Here is a 15,890-nt window from a genome sequence, read left to right on the forward strand (position 1 = left end):
AATCTATGCGTTTGGTTTCGAACAGATCGGGTTTCCCGCCGTTGTTCTAAGCGGCAGCAACGTGGTTTCAACTGGCCCGCTATGCTCATACCAGTAGCAGCCGTCTTCAGGCAGAAGCCGTGCAGACGCAAGATTTTGTCCCGGAGCCGCGAGATCAACGACGGCGTCAGGCACGTTTCCGACCCGCGTTGCGGCGTTGCCGGAGACACTAGTAGAGGAAGAACATCCTGCCAGAATTAGCATTGTGGCCACGATTGCCGCATTTCGTTTCTGCATCTGAACCTCTGCCGTTTGCTTTTTTGTTTCCCGTCGGCAATCTGGCATACGGTATGTTTCGCCACAAGCCAGAGGTCGGACCCTCGCATTTACGGCGCATTTGAGCGTCTAGCGAAAAAACGCGTTTGACCACTTGAAGCTCTAGGTGCTGTAGGAATTAGGTTCGAAGGATCTCGTCGAATCTGAAGGTCCGCCTATGCCGCTCGAAACCCGCCGTAACGATGACAATAGCACCTGCACGCAGGATCATGAATCTGCCTGCTGCGGCGGTGCTTCAACCTGCGGGGACATTGGTCCGGCAGGCCCGCCCCCTGCTAACGGGCGCAGTTTCCAGGTCTCCGGACTCGATTGCGCCGAAGAGGTGGCAATTCTGAACCGGGCCGTGGGTCCGAGTGTGGGCGGAACCGAGCACCTGGCGTTTGACGTGATCAACGGACGCATGACGATCCTTGATACCGCAATAGCACTATCCGACTCCGAGGTCACCAAGTTGGTCGCTAGTACCGGGATGAGTGCGAAGCCCTGGGACGTCAAGAACGCAGCGAAGGATCAGGCAGCGCATCTGGCACGTCAATGGCGCTTCACCGCGTTGAGTGGCGGATTTTGGGCAGCAGGTTTCCTCTACCACATCGTCGAGACCGGTATGAGCGGGGCTATAGGGCTGTTCGCTGGTCATGGGGAGGGACCGATGCCGATGGCCGAAGCCGGACTCTTCGCGGTTGCGATCCTCTTTGGCGTCTGGCTCGTCGCTCCCAAGGCGTGGTCCTCAGCGCGGCGGTTCTCGCCCGACATGAACCTCCTGATGGTCGTCGCCGTGGCCGGCGCCATCGGCCTTGGCGAATTCTTCGAGGCCGCGACGGTCGCCTTTTTCTTCTCGCTTTCGCTTTATCTCGAAAACTGGAGTGTCGGCCGGGCGAGGAACGCAGTTTCGGCGCTGCTGGACCTCGCGCCCCCCACGGCAAGGGTGCTTTATGACGATGGATCGGAAGCGGAGGTTCCAGCGTCCGCGGTAGCTGTAAATGCAAAATTCATTGTGCGCGGCGGCGACCGCATTCCGCTTGACGGTGAAGTCGTAGGGGGAGCGGGTGCTGTTGATCAGGCCCCCATTACCGGTGAAAGCGCTCTGGTGCCAAAGGAACCGGGCGACGAAGTCTATGCCGGCACCATCAACGGTGAAGGCACTCTTACTGTGCGGGCAACGAAGAAGGCATCGGACACAGTGCTTTCGAAAATCATACGCATGGTTGGCGACGCGCATTCCCGCCGCGCTCCTGTGGAACAGTGGGTGGCGAAGTTCGCGCGGATATACACGCCGGTAGTCATGGCACTGGCAATCGCTCTCGCGGTTCTTCCGCCACTTGCTGGCGGCGCATGGGGCTTCTGGTTCTACAATGCTCTGGTGCTCCTGGTCATCGCCTGCCCCTGTGCGCTGGTGATTTCGACGCCTGTCTCGATCGTTGCGGCGCTGGCCTCTTCGGCGCGGGCGGGCGTGCTGATCAAGGGCGGCGCCTATGTCGAGGCACCTGGCCGCACGACGGCGCTGGCCTTGGACAAGACCGGAACGATCACCGAGGGCCGACCGGAGGTTGCGGCAATCCATCCGCTTGGAATGGTGGAGGCGCGGGACCTGCTTGCGCTGGCGTCTTCGCTGGAGATGCGCTCCTCGCACCCGCTAGCGCGCGCTATCCTCGAGCGCGCCGGGCGGGACGCCGTTTCAGTAGCCGCTGCGGAGGATACCCGCACGGTGCCGGGGCGAGGGCTCGAAGGTCGCATGGGTGACCGGCCCGTCTGGCTTGGTTCTGACCGGTTCGCCGCGGAGAAAGGTTTTGGGGATGCCATTCCTGATGAGTTGCGGGACCGGATCGAAGGGGCGGGGGCGACGCTGGTCGCGTTGGGCGACGAGACGGGCGTGTTGGGCGTTCTTGAACTGCGCGACCGGATCAGGCCTGACGCCAAAGGCATCGTCTCTCGATTGCACGCACAGGGTGTCAACACCGTTGTCATGCTAACTGGCGACAACGAGCGCACGGCGCGCGCGGTAGCAGCCGAAGTCGGTATCGACGAGGTTCGCGCTGAACTGCTGCCAGAAGACAAGGTAACCGCCATCGAGGAACTGGTGGACAGCCATTCGGTTGTTGCCATGATTGGGGACGGCGTAAACGATGCCCCCGCCATGGCGCGGGCGCATTACGGCATCGCCATGGGCGCCGTAGGCTCGGACGCGGCCATCGAGACGGCGGACATCGCGCTGATGACAGATGACATCGCCAAGGTGCCGTGGCTGATTGCCCATTCGCGCCGCACGATGAGCATCATCCGCCAGAATATCGGCCTTTCGTTAGCGACGAAAACCGCCTTTGTCGTGGCGACTGCATTCGGAATGGCCTCGATGTGGGGGGCCATTGCTGCGGACGCGGGTGTGTCGTTGCTGGTGGTGGCCAATGCGCTGCGGCTTCTGAACGCGGACGGCCGCCACAAGTCGCCGCCGGAAGGCGGCGAGCCAGCAGGTGAACAAATGGCGAAGGGCGCTTTGGCACATGGTCATTGATTTGGTGCCGGCCCTTCAACTAGGGTTGTGGTAACAAGCCGTCAATAATGGCACCGAGCAGCGATGATCAACAGAATCCCGAGACGCAGAATTCTACTGGGCGGCATTGCCGTCCTCCTATCCGGCTGTGCAAGCAAGTTCCGTAGTTATACCGGGCCCGAAGTTACCCGTTTGCGGCTCTACAAATCAGAACGTTTGCTTGTTCTGGATGGCGCTGAGGGTGTTTTGCGCACCTACCCGGTCGGGCTGGGGTTTGCACCGGAAGGTCATAAGCAATTTGAGGGGGATGGACGAACACCCGAAGGCGCCTACCTCATTGACCGGCGCAATCCTGACAGTCTGTTCCACCTCTCCATCGGCATCTCTTATCCAAACGAGGCGGACATCGCATTTGCAGCGGCGCAAGACAAATCTCCGGGTGGTGACATCTTCATCCATGGCGGGCCGCGACGGGGCATTGACCCAATGAACAAACGCGACTGGACCGCAGGCTGTATCTCTGTGTCCGACCGCCAGATCGAAGAGGTCTATGCAATGGTGCGGGACGGGACGCCCATCGAAATATATGCATAGACCGCGCTCGACGGCGGGCAGTCACGCAAATGGTGCTTGAATTGCGGCATTGAAGGCCGAGATTGCAAACACCATCACGATCACCTCGCAGGCATCGGTATACTCCGTCCGTAGAAACGAAACCGGTCTGTGATCATCAAGTGATTTGGTTGCAAGGTAGCCTGAACGGCCAGGCGAACAGAGGAATACAGCTCCGTTCTCAGCCCGCGTGCAATCGTGCTGATCAGTTGCCGGGGTAACTGGCGTAGACTTCGGTCGAGCCGTCATTGTTGATAAGGAACACATCGTAAGCCTCTCGCCAGCTGCCCTGATCCATACCAGGCGATCCGAGCGGCATGCCGGGTACGGCAAGACCCACTGCGTCGGGACGCTCGGCAAGGAGCCTGCGAATGTCGGCCGCGGGCACATGCCCCTCAATTACGTAACCCTCGGTGAGACCTGTGTGGCAAGAAACCATGCGCTGCGGCACACCGTTGTCGAGTTTGAACCGCACGAGCAGCCCTGCGAACATGTTTTTTCCGCTTGGAACAAACACGCTTTCCCCCAGATGTTCCATCCAAGCGAGGCAGCAACCGCAGCCATTGGTCTTTTTAACCTCAATGGGCGTCGATTGGGCCAGCACCTGTGCGGCGGGGAGCAGGGCAAGAGCACATGCCAGGGCGGCGATCGGTCGTTTCATGGTCAAAGCCTTTCATTGGGGTTCTCGGCGATCACGCTGGCAAGCTGCTCCTCCAGCCTGGCGCGTGCCGCCCTCAGGCGTGTAAGCGCCGCTGTGTCCGGTGTTGCACGCCTGGTGGCCTCGGCGAGCCGGTCATCGGAGAGCGGGTCAGTGGGCCGGCCGTCTACGCGCACCTCGTAATGCAGATTGGGGCCGGTCGCAGTGCCCGTCGCGCCGATCCGGCCAATGGTATCCCCGGCCGACACGCGTTGACCCTCAGCAAGGCCTTCGGGCACGGCGCTGAGATGAGCATATCGGGTCAGTGTGTCCGCACCATGGGCAATCTCGACAACACGGCCATAGCCACCGCGCCATCCAATAAACGCAATACTTCCGGGCGCAGTGGCGCGGACAGGCGTTCCACGCGCTGCAGCAAAGTCCACACCAGTGTGCATGCGGACATTGCCAAAGACCGGGTGCTTGCGGCGGCCGAAGACGGAAGTTAGCCGCGCGCCCTCTACTGGCTGGGAAAAGACACGCAGCACTTCGCCGTCGAGATAGATTGTAGCCTTGCCGGTTCCATCCTCTGGCCAGGCGATTTCATAGAGAGCGTCTCCAAGGTCCAATGCAGCGAACGAAATTTCGGGCTGGCGGACAGCCTTGTTCGCAACCCGCGCCTCGCGCCAGAGAAGGCGCAGCGTCTCGCCGCCGCTCAGTTCGCGCCGGAAATCCACTGTGCCGCCCAGCATTTGCGCCAGATCGACGGCGAACCGGGCTGGTATCCCGGCATCGTCCAGTGCCCCGAAGATCGAGGTTTCGATCCTGGTCTCGCCAGCAAGGGTCACGATTTCGGGTTCAGGGGCCACAACCCGGGTGGCGAGCTGCTCTCCAAATAATGCCTCGATCCGTATGCCCTCTTCGACAACAAGGGTCACATTGCGAGGGCTTCCATCTGTCGTGGATATGACAGTGATTGCGTGACCGGGGCGCAGTCGGCGGAGATCGTATTCTGCGTCAATCGCAAGGGCGATCTCTGCGCGGTCTGTGGCGGCAAGCCCGGCCTCGGCCAGAACCGCATCAAGCGTCTCGCCCGGAGCTATTTCGCGTGACCATGTGATGAGTGGCGGTTCTATGGCAGTCAGCGGAGCATCGTTCCTTACCACGGCCGGAAGGAACGGCGGACGAAAGTCCGGCGCACTTCCAGGCCGCGTGCGGGCAAGCCTGTAAGAGGGGCCTTCCACAAACCGAGGCGGTGTGAGAGGCGCAGGTTCCCAAACGCCAGCCTCGGCTAGGGTCGGCTGAACAGGCGTAGTTGAGTAGGATGTGGCGACCATTGCGACCGCCGCCGAAATCCCGCTCGTTACCGCCAGCCCGGCCATCAGGCACCTCAACCTCATGTTGCTCCCTCCAGTCTAACTTTCATCGCGCGTCGGATTTTCGGAACTGCGAATTCTCTCGGTTCGTGGTAGTCGATAGTGCTGACGAAGCGTCCCTCGGCATCGAACAGAAAGACCTTCGCCGTATGGTTCATCGTGTATCTCCCATCTTCGCCAGTAACCTTCTCATAGGTCGCGCGAAGGCCCTCGATTGCACGCTTGATCTGCGCTTCTGGACCGGTCCAGCCGCGGATCGCCGAATGGAAGTAGCCGACATACTCTGCCATAGCGTCGACAGTGTCGCGCTCGGGATCTACCGTGATAAAGATGGTGTTCAGCCGCTCGGCGTCCTCGCCCATCATGTCCAGCCAGCTTGAGATGTCCGAGAGCGTCGTGGGGCAGACGTCAGGACAGTAGGTGAAGCCGAAGAATATCATCGACGGGCGCCCGACAAGCGTATCAGGGCCGACTGGCTGCCCTTTGTGGTCAGTCAGGCGGAAGTCCATCGCCGTAAGCGGCAAGGGCCGCTGGTCCATGGGCTCTGGTGCGCCGGGGCCGTCTACACGCCACCAGCCCAGCAAGAGTGTCAGGCCAATCGCACCAAATGCCGCCGCGCCATATCCGAGAGCTGAACGCCGCCGCATCAGTTTCCCGGGCCGCGCGCTGCGATGCCAAGAACCGGCACGTTGACCGTTACCCAGCCACCGTCCGAAAAAACAAGCGAAAGCGGAAAAGTCTCCCCTTCCTTCATCGGGCGCTGAAGTTTCATCAGCATGGCATGCAGACCGCCGGGCTCCAGCGCGACGGTCTCTCCTGCCGCAATAGACACGTCACCCGCGGGAGCCATTGAACTGACGCCTTGTTCGTTCGTCGAACTCCGATGAATTTCAGGCATCATGGCAATATCAGTCTTGATACCTGTCAGTGTGACCGGCTCATCGCCTTCGTTCACTATCTCCATGTAGGCAGCTCCGGGACGGCTGGTGCCGATAGATGCCCGCGACCAGGCATTCTCGATGCTCACTTGGCCGGAACCGGCCAGCGCGGCGGAGGCGGCGCCGAGTGGCAGCACAAGTGCTGCAAGGGCAGCATGAAGTACCGGTTTCATTTCGCCAGTTTCCTTTCAGATTGTCACTCAGCTATTGGTTGCCGCGACTTCGGCTGCGACCAGCGCGCGCAATTCTGCCTCGCCGAAAGTAGCGAGCGGCTTGCCGTTCACAAAGAAGGTCGGCGTCTGGCGCACACCCACGGCTTCGACATCGGCACGGTCCTGATTGAGGATGCCTACAATATCCGGCAGGCGCATTTGCGTCCGCGCGGCTTCTGCGTCGAGACCTGCGACCGCAGCGATATTGAGGATGAGGCCGGGCTCGGGCGCACCGTGGGACGCCCAGCGGGGCTGATCCCGCAGTATCGCTTCCAGAACTTCCTCAAAGACCCCCTGCATGCGCGCAGCTTCGAGGACCTGGATCGCTTCTTCCGAAGCTTCCCCGTGAAACGGTGTGTAGCGGATCACCACACGCACTGTATCGCCATGCTCGGCCATAATATCCTTCACGACCGGGTAAAATGCGCGGCAGGCTTCGCACGCAGGATCGAAGAACTCCACGATCGTCACGGTCGCACCCTCGGGGCCGAGAACCGGCGAATAGGGCCGGATCAAAGCGTCGGCAATCTCCGGGGTGACTGAAGAGGCCTCCCCAATGGGCTCTGATCGCGTTGCATACCAAGAGGCGCCAGAAAAGGCCGCAACTGCGAGAGCAGAAACGGAAAGGATCAATGAGCGGCGGTTCATTCGGTATTTTCCTTCAAAGAAGCGGCTGACAGGGCAGCGGTGAGGGCAAAGGCCAGGAACGAGAGCAGCGGGATTGGCACGCTGAGGACAAGCTGGCCTTGGTCAGTGCAGGACGGACCTGCCGCAGTACAGGGCTGGATGCGTTCGGGAATGAGCCCCCAGAAAAGGCCGAGATGCCACAATGCGATGGCTCCGCCGGCGAGAGAAAGCGCGACACCGTAGCGGCCGGCCCTCCTGTCCCGCCACCAGAGCCCGCAACCCAGCACAACCGCCAGCGGGAACATGAATGCCCGTTGAAACCAGCAGAGGACACAAGGCGTCTGCCCCAGAACCTCGCCAATGAACAAAACAGACAGTGAGGAAACTAGTGCAACGATCCATGCGGCTGCGAGCGACGTGTCGGATGATAGCCTGAATGTCATAAGGAAATCTGCTCTCTCAGACTGGATACGATCTCTTCTGCTGGCGTGCCATAGGGCCACGCCGTGACATAGCCACCTTCAGGATCGAAAAGGAACAGCTGCGAGGAATGCCCCATAGTGTAACCGCCGGGGGCCGCAGCCTCCTCGATTTTTTCGTAAAAGATGTGAAAGCTCTTCGCTGTCCGGTCGATCTGGTCCGGGGTCCCCGTGAGACCGATGATGCCGGCCTCGAAGCGCGGTACGAAATCTGCAAGCGTCATTGGTGTATCGCGCTCGGGATCGATCGAGATGAAGAGCGGCTGAATCCGCCCGGCGTCCGGACCTAGACCTTCCATCACAGCGGCGACCTCAGCGAGAGTCGTCGGGCAGACATCGGGGCAGTTCGCGAAGCCAAAAAAGACTAGCATCCACCGCCCGGCGAAGTCTTCCTGCGTCCGTGTTATTCCTTGATGGTCCGTGAGTTCGAAGGCCGCACGGAAAGCCGACTGCGTCTCACGTGCCTGATCCGCACGATAATCCGCCCAAAGCAAAAGCCAAATTAGCGCAACAGCCGCCAGCGCCCAAAGAATTTTCCGAAGGAGTTTAAGCTTCAAAGCAAGCAGCCCGTTTCTGATTCCACGTATTTTTTGCGCGTCTACACCCTGCAGCTACTAGAGGTTCAACCGTTTTTTTCAGGAGAGGGACTTTGTCGCGTGTCTGTGAATTGAGTTGTGGCCAGTGCCAGACCCAATTAAACCTACCAGAACTGTAGCGTCCTGGGGGTGCGTATGCTCACGATTGGCAGTTTGGGAAAGAAGACTGGCACCAAAGTCCAGACCATCCGCTACTATGAACAGATTGGCCTGATGCCCGAACCAGGCAGGACCGAAGGCGGTCAGCGGCGCTATGGTGAAGCCGAGCTTGATCGCCTATCCTTCATCCGTCACGCGCGCCAGCTCGGCTTTTCTCTGGATGCAATCCGGGAACTACTCGATCTGAGCGACCATCCGGAACGGTCCTGCGACGAAGCCGATGCTATAGCACGGCGGCAGTTGAAGCAGGTGTATCAGCGGATCGCCAGACTTGAGGCGCTGCGCACTGAGCTTGAACGAATGGTGCATGAATGCAGTGGCGGCAAGACATCTGATTGCCGGGTCCTTGAGGTGCTCCGTGATCATGCCGAATGTCTGACGGAGCACGACGAAATCGGCGCATGAGTGCAGCTCTCAACTATCCGGGGCGTTGTGCATTTAAGCACTGACATGCCTTCTTTCGAAGGCAGCCGCTGCGAGCACGAAGTCTGGAGGCTCACAGCCTGCAAAAGGAGTGGACCACATAACAGCTTAAAGGCAAGTGATCCTGACAATCCTGGATAGCGATTGCAGGATTAGGGCTTGAAGCTACAGTTACTGTAGCGGTTACACCCCTTCTTGCAAGATTCGAGGAGAAATGCAGTGTATCCGGCAGATCCGCTTCTTAAGCCTACGAGGCTATTGGACTTTGACCATCCGTCAATTGCCAGGCTAATAACGAACCGCGGGTGGAAGGAACTGGCCCAGCATGAGCAAATCGGCGCGGTGTACGGCTTCGTCCGCAACGAGATTGCCTTTGGTTACAACCACGCGGATGACATCCCAGCCTCCAGGGTTCTCACCGACGGCTACGGCCAGTGCAACACCAAGGGCACACTGCTCATGGCGCTTTTACGCGGAGTGGGTGTGCGGTGCCGGCTGCATGGCTTCACGATCCACAAGGCGCTGCAGCGGGGCGTGGTACCAGAGATCGTTTATCCAATTGCTCCAGACGAGATCTTGCATTCATGGGTGGAGGCCGAGACAGAGGAAGGCTGGGTCAATCTCGAGGGTTTCATCCTTGACGAGGCATTCTTAGGGACGCTCCAGGCCGCCTTTTCCGGTACCGAAAGCCTATGCGGCTATGGTGCCGGAACCAATTGTTTGAGCGCGCCACCAGTCGATTGGACAGGTGGAGACACTTACATTCAGAAAACTGGTATTGTCCGGGATTTTGGAACTTTCGGCACACCGGACGAATTCTACCGGGACCACCGGCAGGCGTTCGGAATTTTGCGTGACTGGCTCTATCGCAAAGTTATCCGCCACTGGATGAATGCTCGTGTCCGCGCAATACGGTCCGGGCACGTGCCGCACATCCCGGGACTGGGCCTAGTGAACCACCGCCACGAGAAAAACCAAGATGCCGCATGATCATGGCCATGCTCATATCGATCCTGCTTCTGGAGACCGTCGGATTTCCATCGCGATCTGGGCGAATGCCCTTCTGACCATCGCTCAAGTCGTCGGCGGAATTTTCGCGGGCAGCCTCGCTTTGATCGCGGACGCGCTGCACAACTTTTCAGATATGGCATCTCTCCTCATCGCGTTTGCCGCGCGCAAGATCGCCCGGCGGCCCGCCGACGAGCGTATGACTTTCGGCTACGGCCGGATCGAGATTGTCGCTGCGCTGGTCAACTACACAACGCTCATACTGGTTGGTGTCTATCTCATCTACGAGGGGGGCATGCGGATGATCGACCCCCCCGAGGTTGCGGGCTGGACTGTCGTAATCCTCGGCGGCATTGCGCTGGTGGTGGACACGTTAACCGCATTTCTCACTTACTCGATGCAGAAAGGCAGTGTTAACATTCGAGCACTCTTCCTGCACAACCTTTCTGATGCGCTGGCTTCAGTCGCCGTGATTATCGGTGGCTCGCTCATCATTCTCTATGACATGAAGTGGGTTGATCCTGCGATCACAATTGGTATCGCGCTTTACATTCTCTACCTCGCTGTGACCGAGATCGGCCGCCCAATCCGGACGCTGATGCTGGGCAGCCCGCCGGACATAGACGGCAAGGGGGTCGTGGAAGTGATCCGGAGCGTGGACGGTGTTGCCGATGTTCATCACGTGCATCTTTGGCAAATGCAGGAACACGAGGTCGCGCTCGATTGCCATGTGGTAGTCGAAGAGGGATGCCTTGCCAATGCTGAGCAGATCAAGTCGGATATCAAATCGTCTCTCGCAAAACACTATGGCATCCGCTATTCCGTTCTGGAGTTTGAGGCATCCGCCAACATGCACACCGGCGCGGAGTTGTTTGGACATGGTTCATGACAGTCGATGCAAGGCACACCGGTTCCAGCGGAAGCCTTGGAAAGCGTCTCATGCCGAGGAAGATTGGATGCCTCTTGCCGGTAGACAATAGATCTCCTCGTCTCCCGGCAATAAATCACTCACGGATGCTTCCAGCCTGCAGATTGATAGGGGTAAAACCGGAAGGCAATCGCGCGGGCAGCTGTATTGCTGTGCTGAAAGCCCGCCTAAATTAGCCGCACTCGTCATGGGCAGCACGATCTCATCGGGAATTTTGTGGGCTTTCTAGCCGCCCCAGTCAATAGCGCCAAAAATAGCTCAGCTTTTTGTCCGTTCACTGGTAAACGCGTGGAATACAGATAAGGTTTCTTCGCTGACGTGGTGCTCGATCCCTTCGGCATCATATTCGGCCACCTCTTGCGACACGCCAAGAGCCACAAGGAAATCCACAACGATTCTGTGCCGTTTGCGGCAGGCTTCGGCCAGCTGGCGGCCTTCTTCCGTCAGGCGGATCGAACGGTAGGGCTCCTGCAGAATCAGCCCTTCCCGTTTCAGGCGGTTCAGGTTCTTGGAGACCGTGGGCTGGGTCACGCCTAGACGCTCGGCGATTTCAACAGGCCGCGCTGCGCCGTTCATGTGAATCAACTCGGCAATCAGCTCGACATAATCTTCGACCATCTCGCTTTGATGAGCCGTGCGTACGGCCTCAAAACCGCTTGCCTGTTCATCTGGGCTTCGATTGAGGGCGTTTTCATCTGTTTCGGTCATGTCGCTCATAAGATCGCATGTCATTTTGGCCTCCCTGTATGCCTGCAACAAGGCGGGTTGACAACGGCATAGAAGAAACTACACAATTTAGCCAAAGCTAACTTTTGTAGGTTCGACCATGAAAAACCTCATTTCAGCGGCATTAGTCGGCCTTTTGCCGGTGGCCGCCGGGGCCACAGCGATTGAGCAAGCCCCATGGGCGCCGCGCTCTGCCGCTTACCGCCTGACACTGTTCATGGGGAACCTGACCCCGGTTCCCTGGGAAAAAATCGAAAACAGCTGGACCGCACCGGCACCGGGCAGCGCATTGTCTGAAGATGCCATGTCGCGGGTGAGCCCGGATGAGGCCCGCGCAATCAGCGCGGCTCTTGCATCGCATGACCGCCAGGCGCTGTTCGAGGCGGCCACGGCAGCCGTGGCCCAGGGTATCCTGCGTCACTTGGCAGCGGCAGAGACTGCGCTTGGACAGCCCTACGCAGCACATGAGGTTGCCAATGCCGAAGCGCTGTTCCGGGCGTTCGAGGACGGCATCAAGGCGGCGGATGCGAATGCCGCGCGCGATCTGGGGCGGGCATGGCTCGCCCTGAACTCCTCGCTTGGCACTGCTGGCGTGCTTGGCCATGGAGCGCAAGAGACCGATGCAGAGAGCTTTGCCGCAGCACGTGCAACGCTCGAAACCTATCTGACAGAAAATTATTTGCCTGCCGCCTATGCGGAACGCGAAACGCTGACCCCGGTCCCCGAAAGCGCAGTGCGCTCGGGAACGCCGGTGTCGCTGCCTGCAACCTTGCCGCCGGGGTCGAATATCGCCGATCAGCAGGAATTGCCCCGGCTGGTGCTGCAATTTGAAGAAGCTGGCGAGGATGAGGCGAACCTGCCGCTGGTTGCCTATGGCGACATGCTGTTCGACAGCCCGGAAATTTTTGGCGGCCCGGCTCGCGAACTGGGTATTGCCTGTTCCACCTGCCACAACCGTTCGGATGTGAACCGGGACTTCTTCATCCCCGGACTGTCAAAATACGCGGGCGGCATGGATGTGGACGGCTCCTTCTTCAACCCGATGTTCAATGACCGGGTAGACGACCATCTGGACACGCCTTCAATGCGGGGCATCCGCTTTACTGCGCCTTACGGGCGCGATGGGCGCGAGCCCAGCCTGCGGCGGTTCATCCGCAATGTGATCGTGACCGAGTTCGCAGGCGATGAGCCGACACCCTTCCAGCTGGACGCGCTGGAGGCCTATGTCAAGCAGTTCGACTTTCTTCCGAATCCGAAAATCGACAGGGCGGGCAGGCTGACGAATTTGGCCTCGGAAGCTGCCAAGCGCGGGGAGAAGCTGTTCAACACCGATTTCGCCGGACTGGGAGACCGCTCCTGCGCCTCGTGCCACACGCCCGAGCGTAACTTCCGCGATGGTCTCACATACGACATCGGCACTGCCGAGCCCCCCTTCCCGGGCGGTACGCCAATCCACTTTGAAACGCCCACCTTGCGCAATATCAACTTCACCGCGCCCTATATGCACGACGGGTCGCTGCCAACGCTGGCCAGCGTTGTGGACTGGTTCGACGAAAGCAAAGTTCTGGGGCTGGATGAGGCACAGCGTGCCGATCTGACCGCCTATCTCGAGGCTGTCGGAGATGGTGAGGAACCCTATCAGGCGTTTGAAGGCCGCGACAGCGTGTTCCGCTTGTCCTGGGAAGAACTGACCACTTTCGCAAGCACCCTGGATACGCTGCTGCCGATGCGCGATGCCGAAAACATCGCCCTTCTGGTGGATACGGTCGCCCCTGATCTGGCGGCAGATGCGAGTGTCATGGTTAATCAAAACTCCAAGCCGGAGATCTATGAGTTCGCGGCCATCCTGCGGGCTGTCGGCGATGCAAGCGCCAAAGGCGATTGGGAGGAGGCAGGCCGCCAGTGGGACCTGTTCAAAGCGATGCAAGCCGATATTGACGAGAGGATGTTCTGATGCTGTCGCGCCGCAATTTTCTGGCCGTATCGGCCGCATTCCTCGCCGCGCCAGCCTTGGCAGCGGGTGAGGAGCTGAAACTGGCCTTCATTCCGCAAGAAAACCCCGAAAAGCTGCTGGGCGACATAAAGGCGGTCACCGGCTGGCTGTCCGAACGCATGGGAATGCCGGTGACAGGGTTTGTGACCTTCGACCATGCCGCCGCCGTCGAGGCGCTGCGCAACGGCGATGCAGACATATCTTTCATGGGCGCTCTGCCTTATGTTCTGGCCGAGGATCAGATTGGTGCCGTGCCACTGCTGTCCGAGGTCTACCGCGGGCAGCCGAGCTATGCGGGTCGCGTGTTTGTCCGCAAGGACAGCGGCATCGAGACGCTGGCCGACCTCAAAGGGCGTGACATTGCCTTTGCCGATCCGGTATCGGAGTCCGGCTATCTATACCCGCTTGATCTGTTCGTGCGCGAGGGGCTTATCGCCGATGCCGCCGATGCGGACAATTTCTTTGGCCGGAAGTTCTTTGCCGGGGGCTATCAGCAGGCGATGCAGGCCATGGCGAATGGGCTTGTGGATGCCGCCGGCGCCAGCCAGTATGCCGATCTTCTGCTGACGCCGGATCAGCAGGCAGAAGTCAAAGTCCTGGCCGAAAGCGAACAGATCCCAAGCCATGCGGTTGTTGCACGGCCCGGCCTGGACAAGGGCGTGCAGGCCAAGTTCATCGAAACCATGTTGCAGCTCAATGAGCCAGGCAACCGCCACCTGCTGGCGTATCTCTATGGGCCGGACGGCTACATCGCGGTGGACCGGGACGTTTACGAAGGCGTGCGCGAGACGGCACGGCGCTACGGGTACCTGAAATGACAGCAGCTTTCACCCTGAATGCAGTGTCGCACCACTTCGGCGGCGCCGCGGCGCTGTGCGAAGTGTCGCTCAGCGCCGCACCGGGTGAACGGGTGGCCCTGCTTGGCCCGTCGGGCGCCGGGAAATCCACCCTGCTCGCACTGCTCGACGGCCGCCTGCGCGGCTGGCGCGGCGAGGCCGAGGTTCTGGGGGTGCCGCTTTCGGCAACGCAGGCTCCGCCGCGTGAGCTGCGCACCGGTGCCGGGTTCATCTTTCAGGAATTTGCACTGGTTGACCGGCTGACTGTCTATCAGAATGTGATGAACGGGCGGCTTTCCCGGATGCGCATCTGGCCCTCCCTTTGGGGGCGGTTTGGCGAGCAGGACCACCTCAAAACAGCTGCCGCGCTCGAAGATACCGGTCTCTCCGATCTGGCCCGGCGTAGGGCGGACCAGCTTTCAGGCGGTCAGCGGCAGCGGGTGGCAATTGCCCGTTGCCTGGCGCAGGATCCCAGGCTGATCCTTGCCGACGAACCGGTGAGCAACCTTGACCCCGCCCATGCGGAACGGATCCTCGGCCTGATCACAGGCGCAGCTGACAAACGCGGCATCGGAGTCGTCTTCAGTTCGCACCAGCCAGAACTGGCGCGCCGCTTTGCCGACCGGATTGTGGGGCTGCGAGCCGGCGCAGTGCAGTTCGACAAACCCTCCGCTCAGGTGACCAGCGACGACATCGCCGAACTTTACCACGGCACGGTTCCCGGCGCCGGGCTGCGCGTGGTCAGTTGATGAGCCAGGTGCTGACTTGGATCGTGCTGGCGGCGGCCGTCCTTTGGTCCGCCACAAGCGCAGAAATGGGGCTGGACAAGCTTCCCGGTGCAGGGCCTCGCCTGGGCGAATTCCTCGGGCGGATGATGCCGCCGGACCTGTCGATCTGGCGCGAAGTCATGCGGGGTCTGGCAGAAACCCTGCGGATTGCCATCCTCGGTACTTTCTTTGCGGTCATCCTGTCCGCTGGGCTGGCAGTTCTCGCAGCCGAGACCCTAGTGCCGTCATCCGTTTGGCGCCCGGTGCGCGGCCTTCTGGCGATGATCCGCTCCATTCCGCTGATCCTGGTGGCGATGCTCATGGTTGGTGCGGTGGGGCTTGGGCCCTTGCCCGGGATCCTCGCCATCACCTTCCATGCAACGGGGATGCTGGCGAAATTCTATGCCGAAGCGATCGACAATGTGGCCGCCGCCCCGGTGGTAGCACTGGAAAGTGCTGGCGCCAGCCGCACGCAGCAGCTGCGATGGGCGATTTGGCCTCAGATGGCGCCGGTCATCCTGCGGGACACCGTGTTCCGTTTCGAACTGAACCTGCGCGAAAGCCTAATCCTCGGCATTGTCGGTGCGGGCGGCATCGGGCTTTATGTCCAGACCTACGTGCGCTCGTTCCAATATGACAAGGCCGCGACGGTAACCATGGCCATTGTTGTGCTTGTGCTTGCGTCGGAGGCGGTCAACTCCGCCCTGCACAAGCGGTTTTCCTGAGCGGATCCTTACAGTTTATGACTACGGTTATAGGCGGCTGAAATG

Annotated in this window: 17 protein-coding genes; 9 read left to right on the plus strand and 8 right to left on the minus strand. The window is 60.1% G+C overall.

Annotation, left to right across the window (positions count from 1 at the left end; translation table 11 throughout):
- Positions 1 to 472 precede the first annotated feature (472 nt).
- Together CAER_RS0117215 and CAER_RS0117220 are read left to right on the plus strand one after the other, a co-directional pair.
- Complete coding sequence (locus CAER_RS0117215; protein ID WP_167332324.1) at positions 473 to 2,824, plus strand: heavy metal translocating P-type ATPase; 2,352 nt, start codon at positions 473 to 475, stop codon at positions 2,822 to 2,824.
- A gap of 63 nt (positions 2,825 to 2,887) precedes the next feature.
- Complete coding sequence (locus CAER_RS0117220) at positions 2,888 to 3,397, plus strand: L,D-transpeptidase family protein (RefSeq protein ID WP_035919395.1); 510 nt, start codon at positions 2,888 to 2,890, stop codon at positions 3,395 to 3,397.
- A 223-nt stretch (positions 3,398 to 3,620) separates the two neighbouring features.
- Here the strand turns inward: CAER_RS0117220 and CAER_RS0117225 are convergent, their stop codons facing one another.
- The 7 genes from CAER_RS0117225 to CAER_RS0117255 are packed head-to-tail and all read right to left on the minus strand — an operon-like array spanning position 3,621 to position 8,241.
- Positions 3,621 to 4,076 carry a DUF411 domain-containing protein gene (locus CAER_RS0117225; protein ID WP_027236527.1) on the minus strand — a complete coding sequence of 152 codons (456 nt, stop codon included), beginning with the start codon at positions 4,074 to 4,076 and terminating at the stop codon, positions 3,621 to 3,623.
- Between the two features lie 2 nt (positions 4,077 to 4,078).
- Entirely contained in the window at positions 4,079 to 5,452 is a 1,374-nt protein-coding gene (locus CAER_RS0117230; protein ID WP_027236528.1) for a M23 family metallopeptidase, read from the minus strand.
- Positions 5,449 to 6,075: an SCO family protein gene (locus CAER_RS0117235; protein ID WP_027236529.1), complete on the minus strand. Its 627-nt coding sequence runs from the start codon at positions 6,073 to 6,075 to the stop codon at positions 5,449 to 5,451. The genes CAER_RS0117230 and CAER_RS0117235 overlap by 4 nt, the downstream gene beginning before the upstream one ends.
- Positions 6,075 to 6,539 (minus strand): copper chaperone PCu(A)C, encoded by a 465-nt coding sequence (locus CAER_RS0117240; RefSeq protein ID WP_027236530.1) that lies wholly within the window; start codon positions 6,537 to 6,539, stop codon positions 6,075 to 6,077. The genes CAER_RS0117235 and CAER_RS0117240 overlap by 1 nt, the downstream gene beginning before the upstream one ends.
- A 27-nt stretch (positions 6,540 to 6,566) precedes the next feature.
- Complete coding sequence (locus CAER_RS0117245) at positions 6,567 to 7,226, minus strand: DsbA family protein (RefSeq protein ID WP_027236531.1); 660 nt, start codon at positions 7,224 to 7,226, stop codon at positions 6,567 to 6,569.
- Positions 7,223 to 7,648, minus strand: coding sequence for a disulfide bond formation protein B (locus tag CAER_RS0117250; protein WP_027236532.1), 426 nt, complete (start codon positions 7,646 to 7,648; stop codon positions 7,223 to 7,225). The genes CAER_RS0117245 and CAER_RS0117250 overlap by 4 nt, the downstream gene beginning before the upstream one ends.
- A complete protein-coding gene (locus tag CAER_RS0117255; protein WP_051357804.1) occupies positions 7,645 to 8,241 on the minus strand; it encodes an SCO family protein in 597 nt (198 codons plus the stop codon). Before CAER_RS0117255 ends, CAER_RS0117250 begins: the two co-directional genes overlap by 4 nt.
- 174 nt (positions 8,242 to 8,415) lie before the next feature.
- Between CAER_RS0117255 and CAER_RS0117260 the strand changes: the two genes are divergently transcribed.
- From CAER_RS0117260 to CAER_RS0117270, 3 genes are all read left to right on the plus strand, one after another.
- Positions 8,416 to 8,844 (plus strand): MerR family transcriptional regulator, encoded by a 429-nt coding sequence (locus CAER_RS0117260; protein ID WP_027236534.1) that lies wholly within the window; start codon positions 8,416 to 8,418, stop codon positions 8,842 to 8,844.
- Between the two features lie 237 nt (positions 8,845 to 9,081).
- On the plus strand, positions 9,082 to 9,852 hold the full coding sequence (locus tag CAER_RS0117265) for a transglutaminase-like domain-containing protein (RefSeq protein ID WP_027236535.1): 771 nt from the start codon (positions 9,082 to 9,084) through the stop codon (positions 9,850 to 9,852).
- Positions 9,842 to 10,759 carry a cation diffusion facilitator family transporter gene (locus CAER_RS0117270; RefSeq protein ID WP_027236536.1) on the plus strand — a complete coding sequence of 306 codons (918 nt, stop codon included), beginning with the start codon at positions 9,842 to 9,844 and terminating at the stop codon, positions 10,757 to 10,759. The genes CAER_RS0117265 and CAER_RS0117270 overlap by 11 nt, the downstream gene beginning before the upstream one ends.
- Before the next feature lie 297 nt (positions 10,760 to 11,056).
- Here CAER_RS0117270 and mntR read toward each other — a convergent pair whose 3' ends face one another.
- Positions 11,057 to 11,515, minus strand: coding sequence for a manganese-binding transcriptional regulator MntR (gene mntR / locus CAER_RS0117275; RefSeq protein ID WP_152612216.1), 459 nt, complete (start codon positions 11,513 to 11,515; stop codon positions 11,057 to 11,059).
- A 109-nt stretch (positions 11,516 to 11,624) separates the two neighbouring features.
- Between mntR and CAER_RS28165 the strand changes: the two genes are divergently transcribed.
- The 4 genes from CAER_RS28165 to phnE are packed head-to-tail and all read left to right on the plus strand — an operon-like array spanning position 11,625 to position 15,845.
- Complete coding sequence (locus CAER_RS28165; protein ID WP_036797390.1) at positions 11,625 to 13,478, plus strand: cytochrome c peroxidase; 1,854 nt, start codon at positions 11,625 to 11,627, stop codon at positions 13,476 to 13,478.
- Positions 13,478 to 14,335: a phosphate/phosphite/phosphonate ABC transporter substrate-binding protein gene (locus tag CAER_RS0117285; protein ID WP_027236538.1), complete on the plus strand. Its 858-nt coding sequence runs from the start codon at positions 13,478 to 13,480 to the stop codon at positions 14,333 to 14,335. The genes CAER_RS28165 and CAER_RS0117285 overlap by 1 nt, the downstream gene beginning before the upstream one ends.
- On the plus strand, positions 14,332 to 15,102 hold the full coding sequence (locus tag CAER_RS0117290) for a phosphonate ABC transporter ATP-binding protein (RefSeq protein ID WP_027236539.1): 771 nt from the start codon (positions 14,332 to 14,334) through the stop codon (positions 15,100 to 15,102). Before CAER_RS0117285 ends, CAER_RS0117290 begins: the two co-directional genes overlap by 4 nt.
- Positions 15,102 to 15,845, plus strand: coding sequence for a phosphonate ABC transporter, permease protein PhnE (gene phnE, locus CAER_RS0117295; protein WP_036797393.1), 744 nt, complete (start codon positions 15,102 to 15,104; stop codon positions 15,843 to 15,845). Before CAER_RS0117290 ends, phnE begins: the two co-directional genes overlap by 1 nt.
- The last annotated feature ends 45 nt before the right edge of the window (positions 15,846 to 15,890 follow it).

The sequence above is a fragment of the Leisingera caerulea DSM 24564 genome, from assembly GCF_000473325.1.
Classification (GTDB): Bacteria; Pseudomonadota; Alphaproteobacteria; order Rhodobacterales; family Rhodobacteraceae; genus Leisingera; species Leisingera caerulea.